Source organism: Isoptericola jiangsuensis, assembly GCF_002563715.1.
Lineage (GTDB): Bacteria > Actinomycetota > Actinomycetes > Actinomycetales > Cellulomonadaceae > Isoptericola > Isoptericola jiangsuensis.
On sequence record NZ_PDJJ01000001.1, the window covers coordinates 3,609,803 to 3,632,375 of the forward strand.

24 protein-coding genes are annotated in these 22,573 nt (G+C 72.1%); 17 read left to right on the forward strand and 7 right to left on the reverse strand.

Annotated elements, in window-relative coordinates:
* Positions 1–27 precede the first annotated feature (27 nt).
* Positions 28–768 carry a TetR/AcrR family transcriptional regulator gene (locus tag ATJ88_RS16245; RefSeq protein ID WP_098464726.1) on the forward strand — a complete coding sequence of 247 codons (741 nt, stop codon included), beginning with the start codon at positions 28–30 and terminating at the stop codon, positions 766–768.
* A gap of 36 nt (positions 769–804) precedes the next feature.
* Complete coding sequence (gene pnuC / locus ATJ88_RS16250; protein WP_098464727.1) at positions 805–1,494, forward strand: nicotinamide riboside transporter PnuC; 690 nt, start codon at positions 805–807, stop codon at positions 1,492–1,494.
* Between the two features lie 140 nt (positions 1,495–1,634).
* Here pnuC and ATJ88_RS16255 read toward each other — a convergent pair whose 3' ends face one another.
* On the reverse strand, positions 1,635–2,879 hold the full coding sequence (locus ATJ88_RS16255) for an acyl-CoA dehydrogenase family protein (RefSeq protein ID WP_098464728.1): 1,245 nt from the start codon (positions 2,877–2,879) through the stop codon (positions 1,635–1,637).
* A gap of 152 nt (positions 2,880–3,031) precedes the next feature.
* Between ATJ88_RS16255 and ATJ88_RS16260 the strand changes: the two genes are divergently transcribed.
* The 5 genes from ATJ88_RS16260 to ATJ88_RS16280 all read left to right on the forward strand — a co-directional run bounded on the left by ATJ88_RS16260 (position 3,032) and on the right by ATJ88_RS16280 (position 9,856).
* A complete protein-coding gene (locus ATJ88_RS16260) occupies positions 3,032–4,381 on the forward strand; it encodes a glycosyltransferase 87 family protein (RefSeq protein WP_098464729.1) in 1,350 nt (449 codons plus the stop codon).
* A gap of 91 nt (positions 4,382–4,472) precedes the next feature.
* On the forward strand, positions 4,473–5,594 hold the full coding sequence (locus ATJ88_RS16265) for a glycosyltransferase family 4 protein (RefSeq protein ID WP_098464730.1): 1,122 nt from the start codon (positions 4,473–4,475) through the stop codon (positions 5,592–5,594).
* A 147-nt stretch (positions 5,595–5,741) separates the two neighbouring features.
* Positions 5,742–7,478 carry a choice-of-anchor I family protein gene (locus ATJ88_RS16270; protein ID WP_211287530.1) on the forward strand — a complete coding sequence of 579 codons (1,737 nt, stop codon included), beginning with the start codon at positions 5,742–5,744 and terminating at the stop codon, positions 7,476–7,478.
* Positions 7,479–7,633: 155 nt separating this feature from the next.
* Positions 7,634–9,166, forward strand: coding sequence for an AAA family ATPase (locus ATJ88_RS16275; RefSeq protein WP_141538711.1), 1,533 nt, complete (start codon positions 7,634–7,636; stop codon positions 9,164–9,166).
* 57 nt (positions 9,167–9,223) lie between these two features.
* Complete coding sequence (locus tag ATJ88_RS16280; RefSeq protein WP_098464732.1) at positions 9,224–9,856, forward strand: hypothetical protein; 633 nt, start codon at positions 9,224–9,226, stop codon at positions 9,854–9,856.
* Between the two features lie 9 nt (positions 9,857–9,865).
* On the opposite strand, the gene ATJ88_RS16285 is transcribed toward ATJ88_RS16280, so the two are convergent.
* Entirely contained in the window at positions 9,866–10,600 is a 735-nt protein-coding gene (locus tag ATJ88_RS16285; protein ID WP_425432705.1) for a class I SAM-dependent methyltransferase, read from the reverse strand.
* A gap of 121 nt (positions 10,601–10,721) precedes the next feature.
* Positions 10,722–12,392, reverse strand: a complete 1,671-nt coding sequence (locus ATJ88_RS16290) for an Ig-like domain-containing protein (protein ID WP_170023678.1) — start codon at positions 12,390–12,392, stop codon at positions 10,722–10,724.
* A gap of 232 nt (positions 12,393–12,624) precedes the next feature.
* Here ATJ88_RS16290 and ATJ88_RS16295 point away from each other — a divergent pair, with 232 nt between their 5' ends.
* From ATJ88_RS16295 to ATJ88_RS16315, 5 genes are all read left to right on the forward strand, one after another.
* A complete protein-coding gene (locus ATJ88_RS16295) occupies positions 12,625–13,404 on the forward strand; it encodes an SDR family oxidoreductase (protein ID WP_098464735.1) in 780 nt (259 codons plus the stop codon).
* Positions 13,405–13,569: 165 nt separating this feature from the next.
* The gene (locus tag ATJ88_RS16300; RefSeq protein WP_245852507.1) at positions 13,570–13,812 is read left to right on the forward strand and encodes a helix-turn-helix transcriptional regulator; all 243 of its coding nucleotides are present in this window, start codon (positions 13,570–13,572) and stop codon (positions 13,810–13,812) included.
* A 1-nt stretch (position 13,813) separates the two neighbouring features.
* Positions 13,814–15,073 (forward strand): HipA domain-containing protein, encoded by a 1,260-nt coding sequence (locus ATJ88_RS16305; protein ID WP_098464736.1) that lies wholly within the window; start codon positions 13,814–13,816, stop codon positions 15,071–15,073.
* A 227-nt stretch (positions 15,074–15,300) separates the two neighbouring features.
* Positions 15,301–15,561, forward strand: a complete 261-nt coding sequence (locus ATJ88_RS16310; RefSeq protein ID WP_098464737.1) for a hypothetical protein — start codon at positions 15,301–15,303, stop codon at positions 15,559–15,561.
* A 111-nt stretch (positions 15,562–15,672) separates the two neighbouring features.
* Positions 15,673–16,341, forward strand: a complete 669-nt coding sequence (locus ATJ88_RS16315) for a Type 1 glutamine amidotransferase-like domain-containing protein (RefSeq protein ID WP_098464738.1) — start codon at positions 15,673–15,675, stop codon at positions 16,339–16,341.
* A 61-nt stretch (positions 16,342–16,402) separates the two neighbouring features.
* Here ATJ88_RS16315 and hxlA read toward each other — a convergent pair whose 3' ends face one another.
* Together hxlA and hxlB are read right to left on the reverse strand one after the other, a co-directional pair.
* Entirely contained in the window at positions 16,403–17,026 is a 624-nt protein-coding gene (gene hxlA / locus ATJ88_RS16320) for a 3-hexulose-6-phosphate synthase (protein ID WP_098464739.1), read from the reverse strand.
* 71 nt (positions 17,027–17,097) lie between these two features.
* Entirely contained in the window at positions 17,098–17,676 is a 579-nt protein-coding gene (hxlB, locus tag ATJ88_RS16325) for a 6-phospho-3-hexuloisomerase (RefSeq protein ID WP_098464740.1), read from the reverse strand.
* Between the two features lie 97 nt (positions 17,677–17,773).
* Here hxlB and ATJ88_RS16330 point away from each other — a divergent pair, with 97 nt between their 5' ends.
* The 4 genes from ATJ88_RS16330 (at position 17,774) to ATJ88_RS16345 (ending at position 20,598) form a co-directional block, all read left to right on the forward strand.
* Entirely contained in the window at positions 17,774–18,640 is an 867-nt protein-coding gene (locus ATJ88_RS16330; protein ID WP_098464741.1) for a helix-turn-helix transcriptional regulator, read from the forward strand.
* A gap of 347 nt (positions 18,641–18,987) precedes the next feature.
* Positions 18,988–19,473, forward strand: a complete 486-nt coding sequence (locus ATJ88_RS16335) for a hypothetical protein (protein ID WP_141538712.1) — start codon at positions 18,988–18,990, stop codon at positions 19,471–19,473.
* Between the two features lie 257 nt (positions 19,474–19,730).
* On the forward strand, positions 19,731–19,952 hold the full coding sequence (locus tag ATJ88_RS16340) for a hypothetical protein (protein WP_098464743.1): 222 nt from the start codon (positions 19,731–19,733) through the stop codon (positions 19,950–19,952).
* A gap of 22 nt (positions 19,953–19,974) precedes the next feature.
* Complete coding sequence (locus ATJ88_RS16345) at positions 19,975–20,598, forward strand: site-specific integrase (RefSeq protein WP_170023680.1); 624 nt, start codon at positions 19,975–19,977, stop codon at positions 20,596–20,598.
* Positions 20,599–20,605: 7 nt separating this feature from the next.
* Here ATJ88_RS16345 and ATJ88_RS16350 read toward each other — a convergent pair whose 3' ends face one another.
* Positions 20,606–21,139 carry a hypothetical protein gene (locus tag ATJ88_RS16350; RefSeq protein WP_098464745.1) on the reverse strand — a complete coding sequence of 178 codons (534 nt, stop codon included), beginning with the start codon at positions 21,137–21,139 and terminating at the stop codon, positions 20,606–20,608.
* 489 nt (positions 21,140–21,628) lie between these two features.
* Positions 21,629–22,054, reverse strand: a complete 426-nt coding sequence (locus tag ATJ88_RS16355) for a hypothetical protein (RefSeq protein ID WP_141538713.1) — start codon at positions 22,052–22,054, stop codon at positions 21,629–21,631.
* A gap of 87 nt (positions 22,055–22,141) precedes the next feature.
* On the opposite strand from ATJ88_RS16355, the gene ATJ88_RS16360 reads away from it, so the two are divergent.
* Positions 22,142–22,363: a hypothetical protein gene (locus ATJ88_RS16360; RefSeq protein WP_098464747.1), complete on the forward strand. Its 222-nt coding sequence runs from the start codon at positions 22,142–22,144 to the stop codon at positions 22,361–22,363.
* Positions 22,364–22,573: the final 210 nt, after the last annotated feature.

The window sequence follows — 22,573 nt, forward strand, 5'->3', positions numbered from 1 at the left end:
AGTCTCACCCCGGAGTAGCCTTCGGCCATGACCGCCGTCCGGACGCACACCCACGCCCAGGCCGTCGACGCCGCCGTCGAGCTGTTCTCCCGCCAGGGGTACGAGAACACCACGGTCGAGGAGATCGCCGACGCCGCCCAGGTCAGCCGTGCCACGTTCTTCCGCCGGTACCGCTCCAAGGAGGACGTGGTCTTCGCCGACCACGAGCTGCTGCTGGAGGAGGTCGTCGTCATGCTCGCCGCGACCCGCCCCGAGGCGCGCGCCAGCGAGGAGGCGAACCGCAGCCGGGAGTCCGCGTGGGACCCCGCCGTCGACCCGTACCTGGAGGTCTGCCGGGCGGCGCGCCTCGTGTTCGACCACCACGTCGGCCAGCGGGAGACGTCGCTCGCCCGGCACCGCCTGCTCCAGCAGGTCCCCGCGCTGCGCGACCGCGAGCTCGTCACGACCCACCGCTACGAGCGGGCGTTCACCGCCTACCTGCGCGACACGCTGCCGCCGGACCGCTCCCTGAGCACCATGTCGATCTCGTTCGCCGCGTCCGTCGTGGCCGTCCACAACGCGGTCCTGCGGCGCTGGCTGCGCAACCCGCACCTCGACCTGCGCCCCGACCTCGAGGAGGCGTTCGCCGACCTGCGCCGCGCCGCCGCCGCACCCAGCGGCGCCGCGAACGAGCCGGCGCCCAGCGGGAAGCGGGTCGTCGTGACCGTGCTGGAGGCGGGCGCCCGCCCGGAGGACGTCGCCCGCGCCGTCCGCGACGTCCTGTCCTGACCACCTGACCCGCACGCCTGACCCGGGGGGCATCCGATGATCGACTGGCTCTTGAACGCGACGTTCACCATCGGCGGCTCCGAGCTGTTGTGGCGCGAGGTCATCGGCAACGGCTTCGGCCTGGCGTCCGCGCTCGGCGGCATGCGCCGCAAGGTGTGGGCGTGGCCCGTCGGCATCGTCGGGAACGTCCTGCTGTTCACCGTGTTCCTCGGCTCCTGGTTCGGCTCCGAGGGCCGCCCCGACATGCTCGGGCAGGCCGGCCGCCAGGTCATGTTCGTCGCCGTGTCCGTGTACGGGTGGATGCGCTGGCGCGAGACCCGCAAGCAGGCCCTCGAGGTCCGCGCCGACGGCAAGGTGCCGTCGTCCGACGCGGAGGGCGTGCACCCGCAGTGGGCCACGTGGCCGCAGCGGGCGTTCCTCGTCGGCGCCCTGGTGGTGGGCACGCTCGCCCTCACCCCGCTGTTCAAGGCGCTCGGCTCCTACGAGCCCGTCTGGGCGGACGCCTGGATCTTCATGGGGTCCCTGCTCGCCACCTACGGCATGGCCCGCGGCTGGGTCGAGTTCTGGCTCATCTGGGTCGCCGTGGACATCGTCGGCGTCCCCCTGCTGTGGTCGGCCGAGTACTACGCCACGGCGCTCATGTACGTGTTCTACGGCGCGTTCACCCTCGTCGGGTTCTTCGTGTGGTGGCGGGTCAACCGCCGCGAACGGCTCTCCGCGGCCTGACACGGCGACGGGCGCCGCCCCCTCCGGGTGGGAGGGGACGGCGCCCGCGAGGTGCGGCCCGCCGGGGCTGGTGGACCCGGCGGTGCGCACGGTCTGCGGCGTCGACCCACGCCGTCAGTCTGTGGTGGAGCGGTGGCCGCTCAGGCGAACGAGGAGAACCCGGTGATGTCGCGGCCCACGATGAGCGCGTTCATCGACTCGGTGCCCTCGTAGGTGTGGATGGCCTCGATGTCGGCGAAGTGCCGGGCGACGCGGTTGCCGAGCAGGATGCCGTTGCCGCCGAGCATGTCGCGGGCGATCTGGGCGACCTCGCGGGCGCCGCGGGTGCACGTGTACTTCGCGAGCGACGCCTGCTCGCCGGTGAGGGTGCCGGCGTCGGCGAGCTCGGTGAGGCGCGCCACGAGGAGCTGCATCTGCGTGATGGTGGAGAGCATGCGGGTGAGGCGCTCCTGGACCATCTGCTGCGCGGCGAGCGGCTTGCCGAACTGGATGCGCTGCTTGGCGTACGCCACGGCCGACTCGTAGCAGGCGATGGCGTGCCCGACGGCGGACCACGCCACGGTGAGGCGGGTCGCGAACAGCACGGCGGCGGTCGCCTTGAAGGAGGTGGCGCCGGGCAGGGCGGCGTCCGCGGGGACGAACACGTCGTCGAGGACGATGTGCGCCTGCCAGATGGCGCGCAGCGACGCCTTGCCCTCGATGGTGGTGCCGGTGTAGCCGGGGGCGTCCTGCGGGACGACGAAGCCGTGGACCTGGTTGTCGCCGTCCTCACCGACCAGGCGGGCCCACACGACGGTGATGTCGCCGCAGGAGCCGAACCCGATCCACTTCTTCTCGCCGTTCAGCACGTAGCCCTCGACGCCGTCGCGGGTCTCGCGGCGGGCGGTGGTCTCCAGGGAGACGGAGTCCGAGCCGTGGGTGGGCTCGGTGAGCGCGAACGCGCCGAGGATCTCCCCGCGCGCCATCGGCTCGGCGTACCTCTCGACCTGCTCGGGCGAGCCGTGCATGACGATGGAGCGCAGGGCGAGGCCGCCCTGGACGCCGCAGATGGTGGCGACGGAGCCGTCGCCGCGGGACATCTCCATGCTGGCCAGGCCCTCGGCCATGAACGACACGGCGGGTCGGCCGGCGACGTCGACGCCGTCGCGCAGCAGGTCGAGCTCGCCCATCTTCTTGACGAGGTCGAAGGGGACCTCGGCGCGCTCCCAGTAGCCGTCGATGACCGGCAGCACCTCGTCCTGGACGAAAGCGCGGACGGCGAGCTGGTGCTCGCGCGCCTCGGGGGCGACGTCGGCGAACGCGCCGGCGTAGTCGAGGTCCGACGGGGTGGTGAGGTCGTAGTCGGGCGCGGTGACGCCGGGCATGACGGGGGCGGGTCGGCTCATGGGTACCTCTCTCGGACGGGGACGACGGCGCCGCCGACGAGGCTGGTGGCGGCGGCGCCGGTCTGGACCCATCATGCGCCTGCGACCGAGTATCGGTCAACTGATACGCCGTCCCATGCCGGTGGAGGTGTCGTTCTGCCACCATGTGACCCGTGCCCGACGACGCGGACCTCCGCCCCACCGACCGTCCCACCGGCAGCACGCCGGTCGAGGCGGCACCCGCCGACCACGCCGGACGGCTCCTCGGCTCCCCCTGGCTGCTCGCCCTCGCGTTCGTCGTCGTGCACGCCAAGCTCGTCCACGAGGCGATCATCTGGCAGAACACCATCTTCGGGGACGTCACCCTCTACGAGTGGTGGGCCCGCTACGGCCTCGACCACGGCCAGTGGCCCGTCCTCGACTACGACTGGGTCTACCCCGTCGGCGCGCTCGCGCCCGTCGGGCTGCCCGCCCTGCTGTCCGACGACGTCCTCGGCTACGAGATCGTCTGGGTGGGGCTCGTCGTCGCCCTCAACGCGCTCGCCACCGTGCTGCTCGTGCGCTCCACGCCCCGCGGCGTCCTCGGCGCCTGGTGGTGGCTGCTGTTCCTCCTCGCGCTCGGCCCCATCTTCCTCGGCAGGCTCGACGGCGTCGTCGCGCCGCTCATCCTGATCGCGCTGGTCGTCGCCCGCCGCCACCCGCGCGTCGCCGTCGCCGTCGCCACCCTCGGCGCGTGGATCAAGATCGCGCCCGGCGCCGTCGTCGTCGCGATCGCCGCGACCCGACGAAACCTCCGCGGCCTGCTGCGCACCGTCGTCCTGCCCGGCGCCGCCGTCAGCCTCGTCGTGGTCGGTCTCGCCCTCGCCGGCGGTGCCGGCTCCCGCGCGCTCAGCGTGTTCGGCGAGCAGGGCGACCGCACCCTCCAGGCCGAGTCCGTGTTCGGCACCTGGTTCTCCGTGTCGCGGCTGTGGGACCCGACCGTCGCCATCGAGTACAACGACGAGATCTTCACCTACGAGTTCACCGGGGACACCGCCCGTGCCGTGTCCGACCTGCTCGACTGGCTGCTGATCGTCGCCGTCGCCGTCATCGCCGCCGTCCTGTGGTGGGCCGCCCGACGCCGGCCCGCCCGGGCGTACGAGCTCGTGCTGCTCGGCTCGGCCGCCCTGCTCGTCGCGCTCATCGTGTTCAACAAGGTCGGCTCCCCGCAGTTCGTCGCGTGGATCGGCCCGCCCGTCGCCGTCGCCCTCGCCGCCGTCCCCGCCGGGCGGCCCCTGCGCTGGTGGTGGCCGCCCGCGCTCGGCATGATCCTCGCCGCGTACGCCACCTACCTCGTCTACCCCGTCGCCTACGGGGAGTTCCTCGGCGGCGAGACCTGGATGATCGTCGTCGAGGCGCTGCGCAACCTCGGGCTCGTCGTCCTCATGCTCGGCGCCGTCTGGCGGATCGTCCGCGTCGGCCTCGCCCACGACGCCGCCGACCGGCCCGGCAGCGAGCCGGAGACCACCGCCCCGGCCGCCTGACCCCGCGCGTTTCCCCGGCGTTCCGCCAGGCGACCACGACACGTCGCCCCCCGCTCCCCCGGCCGTCACCCGCGGCCGCCACAGTGCGAACGTGAGGGTAGCGATCGTCGCCGAGTCCTTCCTGCCGCAGGTCAACGGGGTCACGAACTCCGTGCTGCGCGTCCTCGAGCACCTGCGCGCCACCGGGCACGACGCGCTCGTCCTCGCCCCGGACGCCGACCACGACCTCCCACCGTTCGTGCACGGCGCGCCCGTCGTCGAGGTCCCCGCGGTCGGGCTGCCCGGCTACCCCGACGTCCGCGTCGTCGTCGGGCAGCGCGCCCGCATCGAACGCACCCTCGCGGCGTTCGCGCCCGACGTCGTGCACCTCGCCTCGCCGTTCCTCCTCGGGTACCGGGGCCTGCAGGCCGCCGAGTCGCTCGGCGTGCCCACCGTGGCCGTCTACCAGACGGAGGTGCCCGGGTACGCCGCCCGGTACGGCATGCGGCACCTCGAGCCGCTGCTGTGGCGGCGCGTGCGCACCCTGCACGAGCGCGCCACCGTCAACCTCGCGCCCTCCACCCCGACGGTCGACCACCTGCGTGCCCGCGGCATCCCGCGGCTGCACCGCTGGGGGCGCGGCGTCGACACCGTGCAGTTCCACCCCGGCGCGCGCGACGACGTGTGGCGGGCCGAGGTCGGTGCCGGACGGCCGCTGCTCGTCGGGTACGTCGGCCGGCTCGCCGCCGAGAAGCAGGTCGAGGCGCTGCGCGTCCTCGACGACCTGGCCGACGTGCGGCTCGTCGTCGTGGGCGACGGCCCCGAGCGCCTGCTGCTGGAGTCCCTGCTGCCCGACGCCCGCTTCACCGGGCTGCTGCGCGGCGCCGAGCTCGCCCGCGCCGTCGCGAGCCTCGACGTGTTCGTCCACCCCGGCGAGCTGGAGACGTTCGGCCAGACCCTCCAGGAGGCCCTGGCCAGCGGCGTCCCCGTGGTGGCGCCCGCCGCGGGCGGCCCGCTCGACGTCGTCGCGCACTCCCACACGGGTTGGCTCTACCCGCCCGGGGACCACGCCGCGCTGCGCGCGCACGTCCTCGACCTGCTGGGCGACGACCGCAAGCGCGCCGCGTTCGGGCAGGCCGCCCGGCAGCGGGCGCTGGGCCGCACCTGGGCCACCGTGTGCGACGAGCTCGTCGGGCACTACGAGGCCGCCCGGCAGACCGCCGGCGTCGCCTGACCGCCCTGTCCGGCGGCGGTACGCGAGGCGTTCATCCGTGCGCCACGACCGGTTCACCGGCCCGGCGGCCGGACGCCACCGCAGGTCCCTAGGTTTCCCGCGACGGGCGGCGCGGCCGCGACCGCCCCGCGAACCACGGAGGACCACGTGCCACGCAGAACCCGTCCCCTGCTCGCCCTCGCCGCCGCGACGGCGCTCACCCTGACGGCGCTGCCCGCGTCCGCCGGGCCGGCCGAGCCGGTCGAGCACCTCGCCGACGGCGCCCGCGTCACCCTCGACCCGCTCGGCACCTACGCCACCGGGGTGTTCGACCAGTCGGCGCAGGAGATCGCCGCGTACCACGCGCTCACCCGCCGCCTGTTCACCGTCGACGCCGCCGCCGCGCAGGTCCGCGCCCTCGACGTGCGCGACGCGACCCGCCCCACCGAGCTGTTCGCCGTGCAGACCACCGGCGTCCGGGCCGCCGACGGGTCCGTGGTGCCCGACGGCGCCGTCGCGAACTCCGTGGCGGTGCGCGCCGACGGGCTGGCCGTCGTCGCCGTCGAGTCCGACGTCAAGACCGACCCGGGCTGGCTCGTCCTGTTCGACGCCGCGGGTGACGGGGCGGCGCTCGGCGCCGTCCGCGTCGGCTCCCTGCCCGACATGGTGACCATCACCCCCGACGGGCGCCGCGCCGTCGTCGCGAACGAGGGCGAGCCCGCCGACGACTTCAGCGTCGACCCCGAGGGCTCCGTGTCCGTCGTCGACCTGCCCGTGCTCAAGCGCAAGGTGTCGTCGCTGCGGCAGAAGGACGTCGCCACCGCCGACTTCCACGCGTTCGAGGGCGACGCGCTGCCCGACGGCGTCCGCGTCTTCGGACCCGACGTCGCCGACGCGTCCGGGTCGCTCACGCACCGCGTGTCCCGCAACCTCGAGCCCGAGTACGTGACCGTCGACTCCCGCTCCCGCACCGCCTGGGTGACGCTCCAGGAGGCGAACGCCATCGCCGTCGTCGACCTGAAGAAGGCCGAGGTGACCGACGTGTGGTCGCTCGGCGCCACGGACCACTCCGTGGCCGGGCAGGGCATCGACCCCAGCGACAAGGACGGCGTCGCGGACATCCGCACCGTCCCGGTCAAGGGCCTGTCCATGCCCGACACGATCGCGTCGTACGAGGTGCGCGGCGAGACGTACCTCGTCACCGCCAACGAGGGCGACGCCCGCGAGTGGGGCGACTACGTCGAGAACGCCCGCGTCAAGGACCTCGGCAAGAAGGGGCTCGCGCCCGTGTGCGCCGACTCCCCCGCCGTCGCGCTCCTCGGCGACGCCGACCTCGGCCGCCTCAACGTCACCACCGCCTCCGGCCTGCGCGCCGACGGCACCTGCTACGAGCAGCTCTACTCGCTCGGCGGGCGCTCCTTCTCGATCTGGACCACCGACGGCGAGCTCGTCTTCGACTCCGGCCAGGACTTCGAGGAGATCACCGCCGAGGCGCTCGGCGACGCGTTCAACACGAACCACACCGAGACCGGCTTCGAGGGCCGCAGCGACGACAAGGGCCCCGAGCCCGAGGGCCTCACCCTCGGCGAGGTCGCGGGCCGCACCTACGCGTTCGTCGGGCTGGAGCGCGCCGGCGGCATCATGGTCTACGACGTGACCAGCCCCCGCCGGGCCGCGTTCGTCTCCTACGTGTCGAACCGCGACTACTCCGTGTCCGTCGAGGACGCCCTCGACGACGGCGCCGACCTCGGCCCGACCCTCGACGCCGCCGGTGACCTCGGCCCCGAGGGCGTCACGTTCGTCCCCTGGTACGCCTCCCCCACCTGGCGGCCCATGCTGGCCGTCGCCAACGAGGTGTCCGGCACCACCACCCTGTTCGACGTCCGCCGGGTCGCCCGCCACTGAGCTCTCCCCCGAGACGCCGTGGGCGCACCCTGACGGGGTGCGCCCACGGTCGTGTCAGCGCAGACCCGCGAGGCGCAGCATGCACCCCTCATGGTCCGAGCCACTGGCGGAGGACCGTAAATGGCGTTACCGTAAACGGCATTACTATTATTGCCGTGAACCCGGGAGCGTGCCCGATGCCGTCGATCGCCCGACCGGCCGACCTCTTCGACCGCACCACGGCATGGCGAGACCTCGCCGATCTCGCGTCGACCGACCGGCCGGGACTTCGGCTGGCCGTCGTCACCGGTCGTCGGCGCCACGGCAAGAGCTACCTCCTGCGGCGACTCGCTCGCGCGACCGACGGCCTGTACCACCAGGCCCGGGAGCTCGACCGGCCCCTCGCACTCCGCGAGTTCGCCATCGACGTCGCCGCCCACCTCGACCTCGACCCAGAGGCGCTACGGTTCGACGACTGGGAGACGGCGTTCCGTGTCGCTCTCGGCCTGCGTCGAGGACGGACCCCCCGCCGGACGGCGGGCGCACCCCTGCTCGTCATCGACGAGCTCCCCTACCTGCTGGTGCACTCGCCCGAGATCCCCTCCGTCCTGCAGCTCCTCTACGACGAGGCGCAGGACACCCCCGACCTGCCGGCCACCACCCTCGTGCTGTGCGGATCGGCGCTGTCGGTCATGCGTGACCTCCTGACCGGTGCGCGACCACTCCGCGGTCGGGCACAGGTCGAGCTGACCCTCCATCCGTTCGACTACCGCACGTCTCGGGCCTACTGGGACATCGCGGACCCGCAGGTCGCGTTCCACGTCGACGCGATCCTCGGCGGCACGCCCGGCTACCGCCAGCTCGTCACCGCTCCGCCCCCGGACACGGTCGACGGGCTCGAGGAGTGGTTGGCACGCCAGGTCCTGAATCCCGCCGGAGCGCTCTTCAACGAGAAGTCCTTCCTGCTGCGAGAGGACCCGCGCAACCTCGACAGGAGCGTCTACCACTCCGTCCTCCAGGCCGTCGCCGACGGAAACCACTCACCCGCTGCGATCGGCACCGCTGTGGGGCGTGACTACAACACGCTGAAGCACCCGCTCGGCGTCCTGGAGTCCACCGGCTTCCTCACCCGTGTCGACGACGTCCTCACACGCCGCAGGCCGCTCTACTACGTGGCGGACCCCATCGTGCGCTTCGCCCAGGTGATCATCGACCCCCACCGGGCCACGCTCGAGGAGCGTGACCCCCACGGCGCATGGCACGCCGCCACCGACGCGTACTCGTCCCAGGTCGTCGGCCCGCACCTCGAGCACCTCGCCCGCGTGTGGACGGCCCGCTACTCGGGGTCGCGATGGGGCACCTCGCTCGGCGTGGTCGGCCCCGCCGTCGTCAACGACCCCCGCGAGCGCCGTCAGCACGAGGTCGACGTCGTCGGCCTCGAGCAGGGACGACGTCCGTACGACGAGACGGCTCGCGTCGTCGTCCTCGGCGAGGTGAAGTCAACGAACAGACGCCGGACCGCAACGGACCTGCGACGCCTCGAACACCTGCGGGACGTCCTGAGCACCTCGGGGCGCCGTGCCGGCGACGCGAACCTCGCGCTGTTCAGCCGCTCCGGGTTCGACGAGAGCCTGATGGACGAAGCTGCGCACCGGGACGACGTCCACCTCGTCACCCTCGACGACCTCTACCTGGATCACGACGGCTGACGGCGTGGCGCGCCGCGAACCGACGTCGGCGCAGGTGATCAGCGCTAGGTTCGGGCCGTGACGGACGACACGGTCGAGATCAGGTGGCGGTTCCGACGCCGCACGGCGCGCGTCGCCGGCGTCGTCGCGGGGGTGGCGGTGCTGGTCGGCACCTGGTGGGTGGTGTCCGCGCAGGGCGTCGTGGAGACCGGGTCGTCGAGCTGGTCGCGCGGGTACCCTGACGGCTGCCTGTTCCCCGACGACGACATGTGGGCGCTGTACGCGGGCGACGAGGACGTCGTCGCCGTGCAGACCGTGGGCAACCCGGCGCCGTGGCCGGTGACGGTCGTCAGCCACCGACCCGACGTGTTCAGGTTCGGTGGGCCGTTCGACGAGTTCACGACCTTCCCGCCCTCCGACGGAGTGCCGCCGGCGCCCGACGAGACGAACGACCGCGCCACGATCCCGGCCGGAGGAGAGGTCGTCCTGTGGATCGTGGAGCCGTTCGCCGCGGACGGCGAAATTCTTCCCGGGTCGTACGGGTACAACACCATGACGGGGATCGACGGCGCCGACCTGCAGGTGTGGTCCCTCGGATTCCCGCACGACACCCACGTCGAGTTCCGCGGTCGCCTCTGGCAGAGCGAGCTCGACCTGGAGTCCGCGGCCTTCCAGCGCCAGCTCGCCGAGATGTGCGTCGACGACGAGTGACGCGACGGCTCAGGGTCGACGCGCCTCGATGAGGTGCCGCGTGGAGTGCGCGACGAACGGGCCTTCGGCCGCGATGAGGTCATGCAGGTCCCGCAGCCGGTCCCGGTACGCCTCGACGGTGAAGCCCGGCACCCACCAGATCACCTTGCGCAGCAGGTAGACGACGGCGGCGACGTCGTGGATCTCGATCCGCAGCCGGGCGGTGCGCAGGTCCACGATCTCCAGGCCCGCGGCCCGTGCGGCCGCGGTCTCGTCGTCGGGGTGCCGGCCGCGCCGGGCCTCCGGCTGCGGGCCGAGGAAGAACTCGATGAGCTCGAACACGCTCGCCGGGCCGACGTGCTGCGCGAGGTAGGTGCCGCCCGGGCGCAGGACCCGTGCGATCTCGTCCCACCAGATCGTCGCCGGGTGACGGCTCGTCACCAGGTCGAACGCGCCGTCGGCGAACGGCAGCGGCGGCTCGTCCGGGTCCGCGACCACCACCACACCGCGCGGGTGCAGCAGCCGTGTCGCCTTCGCGACGTTCGGCGGCCACGACTCGGTCGCGACCGCCGTCGGCGGGAACGTCGTCGCCTCGGCCAGCACCTCACCGCCGCCGGTCTGCACGTCGAGGGACGCCGACGCCGTCGCGAGACGCTCCGCCAGCAGCCGCGCGTACCCCCACGGCGGGCGTTCCTCCGTCGCCCGACCATCCAGCCAGGAGAAGTCCCAGCCGGACACGTCCGCGGACGCACCGGCCTCGATCATCGCGTCGAACGAGTCAGCCACCCACCGACCTTCTCAGACCATCGCGACCTCGCCCAGCGGATTCCCGACCTGCGCCCGGGGCGATCGGTCGTCAGCGTCGAGGCCCCGCCGAGCCGGCGCCTCAGAGGAACCGCAGGCGATTCGGCTCGGCGACCGACCGCTTCGTCTTGTCGTTGCCGACGTAGACGATCTTCAGCCGGTGCTTCCCGGTGTCGATGTGCGGCATCGTGATGGTCGTGCGACCGTCGTGGCGCTTGCGCAGGGTGACAGTCTTGACGGTCCGGCCGTCGACCTTGACCTTCACCTTCCCGGTCAGGGCGATGTCGGAGGGTGACGTCACCCTGACCTTGATCTTCAGCCGCTCGCCACGCGGCACGGGCCGGTCGCTGAGGCGCACCTTCACCTTCGACAGCGCCTTCCACACGCCGATCGTCGACGTGCCGCTCGATCCCCGATAGTTCTCGTCACCGGAGTAGACGGCGCGGATCTTGTGCTTGCCGATGGCGAGACGCTTGTTCCCGAGGGTGAGCGTGCCGCCGTATCCGTCGGCACGGAGCGACGTGCTGCCCAGCCTGGTCGACCCCTCGTAGAACGTGAGCGTCCCCGTCGCGCGAGGTTCGCCGCTGTTGCGCCACATCATCACGCCGGCACCGAGCTTCATGGTGTCGCCGAAGCGCAGCAGGTCGGCCGTGCCGCGGGATGGGTCCGTCGTCGTCCTGAGCTTCTCGACCGACATCGACCACGACGTGCTCGCGTCCTTGACGTACGTCGCGCCCGTGAGGCGTGCCGTCAACCGGTGCTTGCCCACCGGGAGGTCCTTCTCGCTCAGCCGGAACTCGGTGACCACCAGAGGATCGCCGTCACGGTAGCTGGGGAAGGGCTTCGACCGCAGGAGACGGTCGCCCTCGTACAGGGAGATCGTCCCGTCACTCACTTCCGGCCCGTAGTAGTAGAGGTCAGGGACGTACACGCTGACGTCCCAGGGGTCCGCCGTGACAGGGAAGACCCCGTCCCACACCCGGTCGAACCAGATCTCGAGCTCGCGCGTCGTCCGCCCCCTGGTGAACGAGTCCGCGGCGCTCGACGTCTGCATGTCTCCGGCCGGGTAGTAGACGACACTGAAGTGTCGAGTCACTCCCAGCGTCCCTGGATCCCCGTAGCCCAAGACCCTGACCGTCGCCCTGCCGTCGACGAGCGTCGAGCGGTAGAACCCCGACGGCCACGGATCCCCGTCCCACCAGATGCCGACCTTCCCTTCGGGCGTACCGGTCGCCGAGGTGACGCCGACGTCGAGCACGACCTGCTCGTCGAAAGGCACCACGTCCGGCGCGGACACCTCGACGGTCGTCGGGATCGTGCCGTCCTGCACCACGACCTCGCCGTTCCACGTCGACGCCGCATACCCTTCGGCCGGCCGGTACTCGATGGACGCCCCGTACCGTCCGGGCAGCAGCGGCTGCTTCACCACCAGCGGTCCGGTCGGGACGGTGCTGCTCACGGTTCCCGGGACGCCGTCGATGTCCGCGACGATCCTGCCCTCGTCGACGACGGTGCCGTCCGCCGTCGTCACGACGACGTCCAGCACGCGATCGCCCAGCGACGTCCAGGGTGCGGGTTGGGTCACCGCGATGCTGGTGGGAACGAGCTCGACCTCCTCCGCCGCGGCGGGCCGCGGGGGTGCGACCACCAGCGCGGCGGCTCCGACCATCAGTGCGACCACCGCCGCGAGTCCTCGCGCGAGGACTCCCGTGTCGCTCGCCCGTCCGCCGCGCCGCGCCCAGCCGCCCGTCATCGGTTCCTCCCCTTGGTTGCCGTGCGCGCACGCTATCGGTTCTTCCCGACGTCGTCCAGGATCGGTCAAGGATTTTTCAAGCCTGCTGGTGGGCGGCGAGGGGGGCTGCCGACCAGTCAATCGTCGCGGGCCGTGCCGCCGAGCAGCTGGTGCCCCACCGGCCGTGACCCTCGACCTGCGCTCCCGGCGATCGGTGGTTAGCGTCGAAGGCCCCCGACGAGAGGAAGACCTCGTGTCACTGGAAGGCAAGGTCGCGCTGGTCACCGGCGCAGGCTCCGGCATCGGACGCGCCACCGCCGTCCGTCTCGCCCACGACGGCGCCACCGTGGTCGCGCTCGGCCACCGGCAGGAGAGCGCCGACGACGTCGCCGCCGAGATCCGCGCCGCGGGCGGCAGCGTCCTGGCGGTGGCGGGCGACGTCGGGGACGCCGACTCGGTGCGCGGCGTCGTCGACCGCATCGAGCGGGAGCTGGGCCGGCTCGACGTCGTCGTCGCGAACGCGGGCGTCAACGGCGTGTGGGCGCCCATCGAGGAGATCGAGCCGGACGAGTGGGCGCACACCCTGACCACGAACCTCTCCGGCACGTTCCACACCGTGCGGTACGCCGTCCCGCTGCTCGTGCGGCAGGGCGGCGCCGTCGTCGTGGTGTCGTCCATCAACGGCAACCGCACGTTCACGACGCCCGGCGCGTCCGCGTACTCGACCAGCAAGGCCGGGCAGGTGGCGTTCGCCCGCATGGCCGCCGTCGAGCTCGGCCCGCGCGGCGTCCGCGTCAACACGGTGTGCCCCGGCGCCATCGACACCGAGATCGACGACAACACCGAGCAGCGCGACAACAGCGACCTCGGCCTGCCCGTCGAGTACCCGGCCGGGCAGATCCCCCTCACGGGCACCGAGCCCGGCAGCGCCGCGCAGGTCGCGGACGCCGTCGCGTTCCTCGTGTCCGACGCCGCGAGCCACGTGACCGGCACCGAGGTGTTCGTCGACGGCGGGCAGTCGCTCATCGTGTGACGTACCGCCGACGGCGCGACGGTGGCCGTCCGTCGCCCTGCCCTCGGGCAATGCTTGCGATGCGACGACTGCACGCGAGGCGCCCGCGCGTTGTCACCGTACGACGATATCGAGTCCATGTCGCCATACATTGACATCACCGAGACGTCGCCGTACGTTGACAAGATGCGTTCCCCGTCCTTGCTCAACGCGAGGTCGCTGTCCCGGCTGGGCACAGCGGTCCGCCGCCTGCGCCACGATCGAGGCCTGACCCAGGCCGAGCTCGCCCGGGCTGCCGGGGTGTCCCGGCAGTGGCTCGTGGGGCTCGAGGCCGGTCGCACCCCCGGGCTGGAGATATCGCTCCTCCTGCGCGTGCTCGACCAGCTGGACGGGAGCCTGATGATCCGCGACGACCACGACAGCGCCTGAGATGGCCGCAGCGAGCCACCTGGCCGTCCTCCTCGAAGGCCGCTACGCCGCGGACCTCCGACGCACCCGGTCGGGCGTCCTCCGCCTCGACTATCTCGACGAGGCGCGCACCCCCGGTGCCACTCCCCTCTCACTCTCCCTGCCCACCAGCGAACCGACGCACAGCGGCAACGCCGTCGAACGCTTCGTGCGCGGCCTCGTGCCCGACCACCCCGGAGCGCTGCGCGCGATCGCCCGCCGTCACGGTGTCGACGCCGACGACGTGCTCCAGGTCCTCGCCGCCATCGGCAAGGACTGCGCCGGCGCGGTGCAGTTCTGCCCCGCGCACGAGGTGGACATCACGATTGAACGCGCCGGAACCCTGGAGGAGTGCACGACCAGCGACATCGAGATGCGGCTCGCCGAGATGGACACCGACGAGAACGCGGCATGGACCATGGCAGGCGAGCACTGGTCCCTCGGTGGGACGCAGCAGAAGATCGCGGTGCGTCGGGAAGCCGAGGGGTGGTACGTCGCCCAGGGCGCTGCGGCCACCACCCACATCATCAAGCCGGGGATTCGCCGGATGGCGGCACAGGCATTGGTCGAGCACGTCTCGATGCGAGCCGCTCGGCTGCTCGGCGTCGACGTCGCCGACACCGAGTTCAGGTCCTTCAGGAGCGAGGACGCCATCGTCGTCACCCGCTTCGACCGACGACGACGAACGGACGGCACGGTGGAGAGGCTCCACCAGGAGGATCTGTGCCAGGCCCTCGGAAACGCTGAGAAGTACGAGGAGTTCGGCGGTCCCTCTCCGATCGAGATCGTGGCCCTTCTCCGCGACGCCGCGGCGACGGCAGCCGTCGCTCGCCGCAACGTCGACCGATTCGTGGACGGCCTCGTCTTCAATTCCGTCGTCGCGGCACCGGACGCGCACGCCCGCAACTACGCCGTCCTCCTGAGCGGCGACGACGTCGAGCTCGCGCCGCTCTACGACGTCGCGTCCGGCCTCGCGTACGACATCCAGCCAGGATCGCGCCGGGCGCTCTCGATGAGCGTCGGCGGGACGTTCGACGCCGACTCGATCACCGCCGACCACTGGGCCGAGTTCGCGGAGTCCGCCAGACTTGACGCGGACAAGCTGATCGAACGAGTCGATGCCATGCGTCACGAGGCTCCCGACGCATTCGCCACCGCCCTGGACGAGATCGACGACGTCGACGGCCACGCGACGGCACTGCGCGCGCGGCTGCTGCCTGCACTTGAAGCTCGCGCGCACTGACGCGCGACCGCCGATGACGCCCGCTGCCTCAGCGCCGGTGAGGAGACCACCGTCGAGCCCGGGAGATCCCGCTGACCGGCACCGAGATGTTCGTCGACGGCGGGCCGTCTCTCATCGTGTGAGGCGGGGCGCCCGCCGCGCGCCATGCCTGCCGGACCGCGCGTCCGCGCAGGTCGGAGCCACGCGACGCGCACCGACGGTCGCCAGCCGCGGGCTACGCTCTGACGGTGGACCGACCGAGCCCGCTGGACACCCTGCGCAGCAACGTCCGCATCGCCTCGTGGTTCTCGGTGGTCGCCGCCGCCTCCGCCGCCCTCTACCCGTTCCTCACCTGGTGGTCGGAGCGTGCCGGGCAGCCGAACCTGCTGGTCGTCGCCCTGATCGTCCCCGCGACGGTCTGCTACTCGTACTTCGCGCCCCCACTGCTCGCCACGGCGCTCGGCTGCTGGGTCGCCACCGTGGTCAGCTGGCGGCGGGTCCTGGCCTGAGCCCGCCCGGGCGGCTGCGGCCCGACCACACGGGCCGGCCGGCAGGCGATGAGTTCCGGGAGGTCGCCGGGTCTGTCCTCGTGACCCGAGTCCCTATCCCCGGAGGCACCCGTGAAGCTCCTGCTCACCTCGGGCGGTGTCACGAACCCGACGATCCGCGCCGCGCTCGACGGTCTCCTGGGCCGACCCGTCGAGGAGTGCACCGCCCTGTGCATCCCCACCGCGATGTACGGGCACCCCTGGGTGGGGCCGGGCGTCAAGGCTCGGGAGTTCGTGCTCGGCGAACCGGGCAACCCCATGGTGCAGCTCGGGTGGCGGTCGGTGGGGCTCCTCGAGCTCACTGCGCTGCCCAGCCTTCCCGCCGAGCGGTGGGAGCCGGTGGTCCGCGAGGCGGACGTGCTCCTGGTCAGCGGCGGCGACGCCCTCTACCTGAGCCACTGGGTGCACGAGTCCGGGCTCGGGGACCTGCTGCCCTCGCTCGAGGACACCGTCTGGGTCGGGATGAGCGCGGGCAGCATGGTCATGACGCCGCGCGTCGGGGACGAGTTCGTCGGGTGGCGGCCGCCCGCCGGCGACGACCGTGCGCTGGGGCTCGTCGACTTCTCGATCTTCCCGCACCTCGACCACCCGGAGCTGCCGACCAACACGCTGGCGGCCGCGGAGACCTGGGCCGCCCGCCTGGGCGGGCCGGCCTACGCCGTCGACGACGACACCGCGATCGTGGTCGCCGACGGCGAGGTCGAGGTGGTCTCCGAGGGGACCTGGAAGCTGCTGGCGTAGACGGCAGCGGCCGCCCGCCCCGGTGCGGGGCAGGCGGCCGGTGCGAGGCCGAGGCCGGAGGTCAGCCGATGGCGGCGCGCAGCGCGGCGGCCGCGGCGGCGATGTCGGGGGCGCTGTAGATGGCGCTGCCGGCCACGGCGACGTCGGCGCCCGACGCCTGCACGGACCCGATCGAGTCGACGCTGACGCCGCCCGCGACGGAGAACGGCGCGCCCGCGTCCTTGCCGTCGCGCAGCAGGGTGTCGAGGGTGTAGCCGTCCTCGGCCTGCTCGTCGAGACCGGCGTGCATCTCGACGAACGTGGCGCCGAGCGCGACGACCTCGCGGGCGCGTGCCGGCTTGTCCGCGACGCCGATGAGGTCGACGACCACGCCCTTGCCGTGCGCCTGCGCGGCCTTGACGGCACCGGCGATCGTGCTGTCCCCGGCGGATCCGAGCACGGTGACGAGGTCCGCGCCGGCGGCGAAGGCGATGTCGGCCTCGAGCTCACCCGCGTCCATCGTCTTGAGGTCGGCGAACACGGTCTTGTCCGGGTGCGCCTCCTTGATCGCGGTGATGGCCGCGAGGCCCTCGCTCTTGATGAGCGGGGTGCCCAGCTCGAGGATGTCGACGTGCGGCGCGGCGGCGGCCGCCCACTCGAGGGCGCTGGCGGTGGTCAGGGTGTCCATGGCGAACTGGAGCTTCACGGGTGGTGCCTTTCGATCGGGGCCTGGCTGGCGGCGTCGGCCCGTGCGGGGTGCAGAGGTGGAGGGCGGGTCTACTCGAGGTTGGCGTGGCGCGGCCAGATCTCCGCGGCGGCCAGACCCGAGCGCTGCCACAGGCCGTGGAAGACGGCGTCCCCGAGGAGGCCGACCGCCTGCTCGAACAGCGACCCGGCGTACTGCGCGGACGCGGTCCCGGAGTGGTCGGTCTTCGACGCCGCGCCGACGGTCACGGTCACCCGGGCCAGGCCGGCGAGCGGCGAGCCCGGGTCGTTGGTGATCGCGGCGACGGCGGCACCGGCAGCGACCGCGGTCTCGGCGGCACGCACGACGCCCGGGGTGGTCCCCGAGCCGCTCACGGCGAGCAGGAGGTCGCCGGTGCCGATCGCCGGCGTGGTGGTCTCGCCCACCACGTGGGCGGTGAGGCCCAGGTGCATGAGGCGCATGGCCAGGCCGCGGACGGCGATCCCGGAGCGGCCGGCACCGTGGACGAACACCGCCCGGGCGCCGGTCAGCTCCGCGGACAGGCGGTCGAGGGAGTCGGCCTGGTCGTGCTGCACCCGGGTGAGCACCGCGTGCAGCTCGTCCAGGATCGTGTCGACGGCGGCCGACGCCGCCGGGCGTGTCTCAAGCATGCCGCCATCGTGCGCCGCCCGGCACCCGCTCGGCATCGCCCCGGGCGGGCAGCCCACCTACCCGTTCGGGTGGGCCCGCCGCGGGTAGGGTGACGGGATGGAGAGCCAGGCGGTGGACGAGCGGTCCGTGGTCCACAAGTACGTTCGGGCGCTGGCGGAGCAGACCGACCGGCACGCCGTCCAGCTCGAGTCGATCCTCGCCGTGCTGCGGTCACGCCGCCTGGACGACGCCTCCTCCCGGGCCGCCGCCGTGGACGTCGCGGCGAGCGCCCTCGTCGAGCTGCGCACCGCGACCGACCAGCGCACCTTCACGCTGCTGGAGCCCGTGGTCGGGGCGTTCGCGCGCCTGCGCGACGACCTGCGCCCCCTGGTCCGGTTCGGCCAGCTCGACGTGGAGTTCGTCGAGCCGCCGACGACGGGCCGGGCCCTCCCCGGGACGGTCGCCCACGAGGCCCGCGCCATCGTGCGCAACGCCGTCCTCAGCCTCCTCGACGAGGGTGACGCGCGGCGCGTCCGGATCCACTGGGACTGCGACGGCCGCAACCTGCTCATCGGCATCCGCGACGACGGCGGCGGCACCCGAGACGTGCACGACGACGGGCTGCGCCCCATCGCCGAGCGTGTCTCCGCCCTCCACGGCGTGCTCGGCGTCGACGCCACGCCCGGCTGGGGATCGAACCTCGCGATCACGCTGCCCCTGGACCCGCCCAGCCGCGAGTTCGCCATCGACGCCGACGCCGATCTCACCTCCCGGGAACGCGACGTGCTCGCGCTGGTCGCCGCCGGACGCCGTAACGCCGAGATCGCCGAACAGCTCGCCATCAGCGCCAACACGGTGAAGTTCCACGTGGCGAACCTGCTGCGCAAGGTGGGTGCCGCGAACCGCGCCGAGCTGGCCGCGCTGGCCGGGTTCTCCACGACGGGCGCCCGGCGGGCAGCGAGGCCTCGGGACGACCAGGCGTGACGGCATCCCTCGCGGGCGGGGCGCGCGAACTCCGCGCGGAAAGTCCCCACCTGCGCTGATGTCGAAGGCCGGCCCTTAGACTCGCCGAGGGGTCTGGCCGACCTGTCGATAAGCGCGCACTCGGGTTGTCCTCGTTCGCGGGGTTCAAGAAGGGCAGGAAATAGACCCCGGTGCGCCGCCAGACTTCCCGCCCTGCTCTGCACACAGGTAGGCGCCCGACCGATAGCGGAGCGCCAGAGGTCTGAAGGTCCGGGTCCAGGGTGGCCGCAGGCCATCGCGCAGCGACGCCGCAGGCGCCCTTGACGCGGACCGGAGCCGGCCGGATGCTCGGCGGTCGGCTCCGAAACGTGACCACCTCGGAGAACGACGCAGTGGCTACGGTGTTGCCCGTGATCGATCGCCACCGAACACACGGAACTCCATGGCTGAGGGCCCGCGTGGGTTTCGCATACCTCAATGCCCTGCTGACCGGCCTGGTGGCGTACGTCTTCGGGTGGGCGTGGACGGACGAGCTGGTCGCTGGAAGCCCCTATGCCATCGCGGACCCTGTGGGTACCGGCATCGAGGGAGCACAGGCCGGCCTCGTGCCCATGGTCTTCGGAATGGGCGTGAGTGCGCTCATCCTGTGGGGATCGCGGATCTCATGGTGGTGGCCGCCACTCCTCGTCGCAGCTAGCGCGGGTATCGGTGCCGTCCTTGGCTCGTCCGCCCGTTTCGGTGAAGGCATGCCGGCGATGGCAGCTGCACCGCTCGTGCTGGTCGGGCTGGCGGCGGCGACGGGAGTGGCCGTCGACGCGCGAACACTTCGACGCAGGGCGAGCGTGAGCAAGTAGTCCCGACCCGTGATTGGACGCAGACGGCCCTCAGTCAAGTGGGCCGCCTTCTCCCGCGTGGGTGAGCACAAGAGGTCGTTGGAGGTCCGGGTCCAGGGTGGCCGCAGGCCATCGCGCAGCGACGCCGCAGGCGCCCTTGACGCGGGCTGGAGCCGGCCGAATGCTCGGCGGTCGGTGCGGGGCCGGAACGCTCACGTCAGCCCCAGGACCTGGGCGGATGCGCCCGAACGGTCGACCGACCTGCAAGAATCCAGGCCATGATCGCGACGGTAGTGGGTGCCCTTCTTCTTGCCATTGGACTGATCTGGAGCGTCGGCGAACCCGGCGTCGACACGGCCGTGCCCTTCATCGCTTCGGGAACGGTCATCTTCGTGGTTGGTCTGATCCTGAACGCGGGTGCTGGGACCCGGCAGGAGCTCGTCCAGATTCGCGCAGAGCTCGAGGCGTTGAACCGTAGGAGTGACCAGTCGGGCGAGTAGCTACGGCCTGAGTCGAATGACCATGAGGGCGGACCTGGGGAGACTCGGAGCCGCCTTCGCCGCTGAGGGGAGGCCGAGCGGGTGGGGTGCGCGAAGCGAGCCTGCGAGCGGAGCGCGGGACCCCGCCCGGCAGGCCGACCGCGCGGCGGAGCCGCGCCTTGACGCGGCGATCCCGACGCTCACCGTCACCGGCACCATCGTCCGGGTCGAGGGCCGGCTGCTGCGGCAGTCCAAGCCCAAGTCGGACACGTCGCGCCTCACCATCACGCTGCCGGACTTCGTGGTCGCGGCGATCACCGAGTCGCTGGACATCGGGCTCGACGGCGGGCCGGACGACCTGGTGTTCCCGTCGACCAACGCCACGCCGCGCGCTCCGAGCCGGATCCGCGACCAGCTGCGCGACGCGCAGGCCGCCATCGGCACCAAGGTCACGCCGCACGACTTCCGCCGCACCGTCGCCACCCAGGTCGCCAACTCGACCACCATCGCCAACGCGACCGCGCTGCTCGGCCACGCCGACGAGGGCACCACCGTGCGGCACTACGTGAAGCGGACCCACGTCACCCCGGACCTGCGGGTCGTCATCGACCAGCTCGTCACGCAGACGAGTGGCGCGTTCGACGAGGAGGTGCGTCGTGATCGCTGAGCGTCGTTCAACCACGATCGATGGGGCGGCGGGCTCGTGCGCTCTCGCGCAGCCGTGCACAGTCCACTGCACGCCCTACGGTCTGCAGCGAGTCAAGGATCGAGCGCTGCCAGCGAAGTTCGTCCTGGACGACGTCGTGCGCCGTGTCATCACCGAGCGGTCCGAAGGAGCGGTCGTCCGCGACCTCGGGTATCCGTCGATAGGCGTCATCGCGCAGGCGGTCGGCGCCCCATCGCGCGCCATCGTGGGATCCACCCAGCGCAGCCACCGCGTAGTACAGGGCGGCGATGTCGTCCCGGTCATCAAGGTCCGGCCTGCTGCCCAGGCTCTCGGCAACCTCGGACAGCGCCGATCGATCTCGCGCCAGCGAGTCCCAGATCGCGCGGACGTACTCCTGGCCTTCGGGATCCGGCACCGGGCGCATCGCCAAGACGCTCTCCACGCAGATCAGGATGAAGATCGCCTGCACCTCGAGCGGCAGGGAGTCCCGCTGCGCGTCGAGCGCTCGCCATGGCTTGAGCGGGTCAGTGACCGGGTCCATGGCGGAAAGGTACTCGCGTGCTCTCGCCGACCGCTCTGGACGCAAGACGGAGTGAAAAAGGAGTACGGGAAACGACGAAGGACCCCACAGCCGCGGAATCTCGCGGGTGGGGCCCTTCGGGTGGCGGTAGCGGTGGGCTTGACCGTGCCGCGTTGGTCGCGACTGCCCGCCCGGGTAGTTCTGGCGCCTGACCTGGGCCTTCGTCGCGCCGCCAGTTGGACCGCGTTCCTCTGGCGGGCACGAATCCGACGACCAATGTGGAGGCAATCCGGAGACCGATCGGCGAGGACACTCCGAGGCGCCGAACCGATAGCGGAGCACCAGAGGGCGGCGGAGGTCCGGGTCCAGGGTGGCCGCAGGCCATCGCGCAGCGACGCCGCAGGCGCTCTTGACGCGGGCCGGAGTCGGCCGGATGCTCGGCGGTCGGTGCGGGGCCGGAACGCAAGATCGTTCGAATGCCCACGCCTCACTGGCGTAGTTGAGACCGCCCTAGTCCTCGTCAGCCACCCAGTAGATTGCCGCACCCATCGTGCTGATGACGGCAAGCCCCGCATCGAAGGTGTGTTCAGTCGCGGGATCCCAACCGAACGCCGCCCCGTCCGGCAGGTCCGGGCTGTTAGTTGCGAAGCGAACATCGTATCGACCGAATGCTCGTACGAACTCGCCAGCGAGCCAATCCGCTCGGTGCTGTGTCATAACCTCGCTCTTGTAGGCAAGGTCGAAGCGGAGCAGTCCCGCAAGAAATCGCTCGGCGCGTCCGCGGTCGATCTCCACCCATGCCCGGCCGAGTGGCGTCAGACCAGCCGCAGTCGCCAGTTCGTCAAAGTCGCGCGCGCCGCTCGCAAGGACAGCGAGCCAGACGCGCGTCGCGGGCCGATCACGCATCATCTGGTGCACGTCGGCACGAAGCGTCACGCCGCCAGACTACAAGCGTGTGCCGCACGCAGCCGGAATCTGGGCAGATACGCCCAACCTGTCGAACGACCTGCAAGACTCCAGGCCATGACCGCGACGGTAGTAGGTGCCCTTCTTCTTGCCATCGGCCTGATCTGGAGCGTCGGTGAACCCGGCGTCGACACAGCCGTGCCCTTCATCGCTTCGGGGACGATCATCTTCGTAGTCGGCCTGATCCTGAACTCGGGCGCTGGGACGCGCCAGGAGCTCGTCAGGATTCGGGCCGAGCTCGAGGCGCTGAACCGCAGGGGCAACCAGTCGGACGAGTAACTACTGCCCGACGCAGATGGCCGTGAGGGCGGTCCCGGGGAGACTCGGGGCCGCCTTCGCCGTTCCGGGAGGCCGAACGGGTGGGGTGCGCGAAGCGAGCCTGCGAGCGGAGCGCGGGGCCCCGCCCGGCAGGCCGACCGCGCGGCGGAGCCGCGCCTTGAGGCAGTAGGGAAAGTTCTCCCGGTAAGTGGGGCACGAAGCTATCTGCGT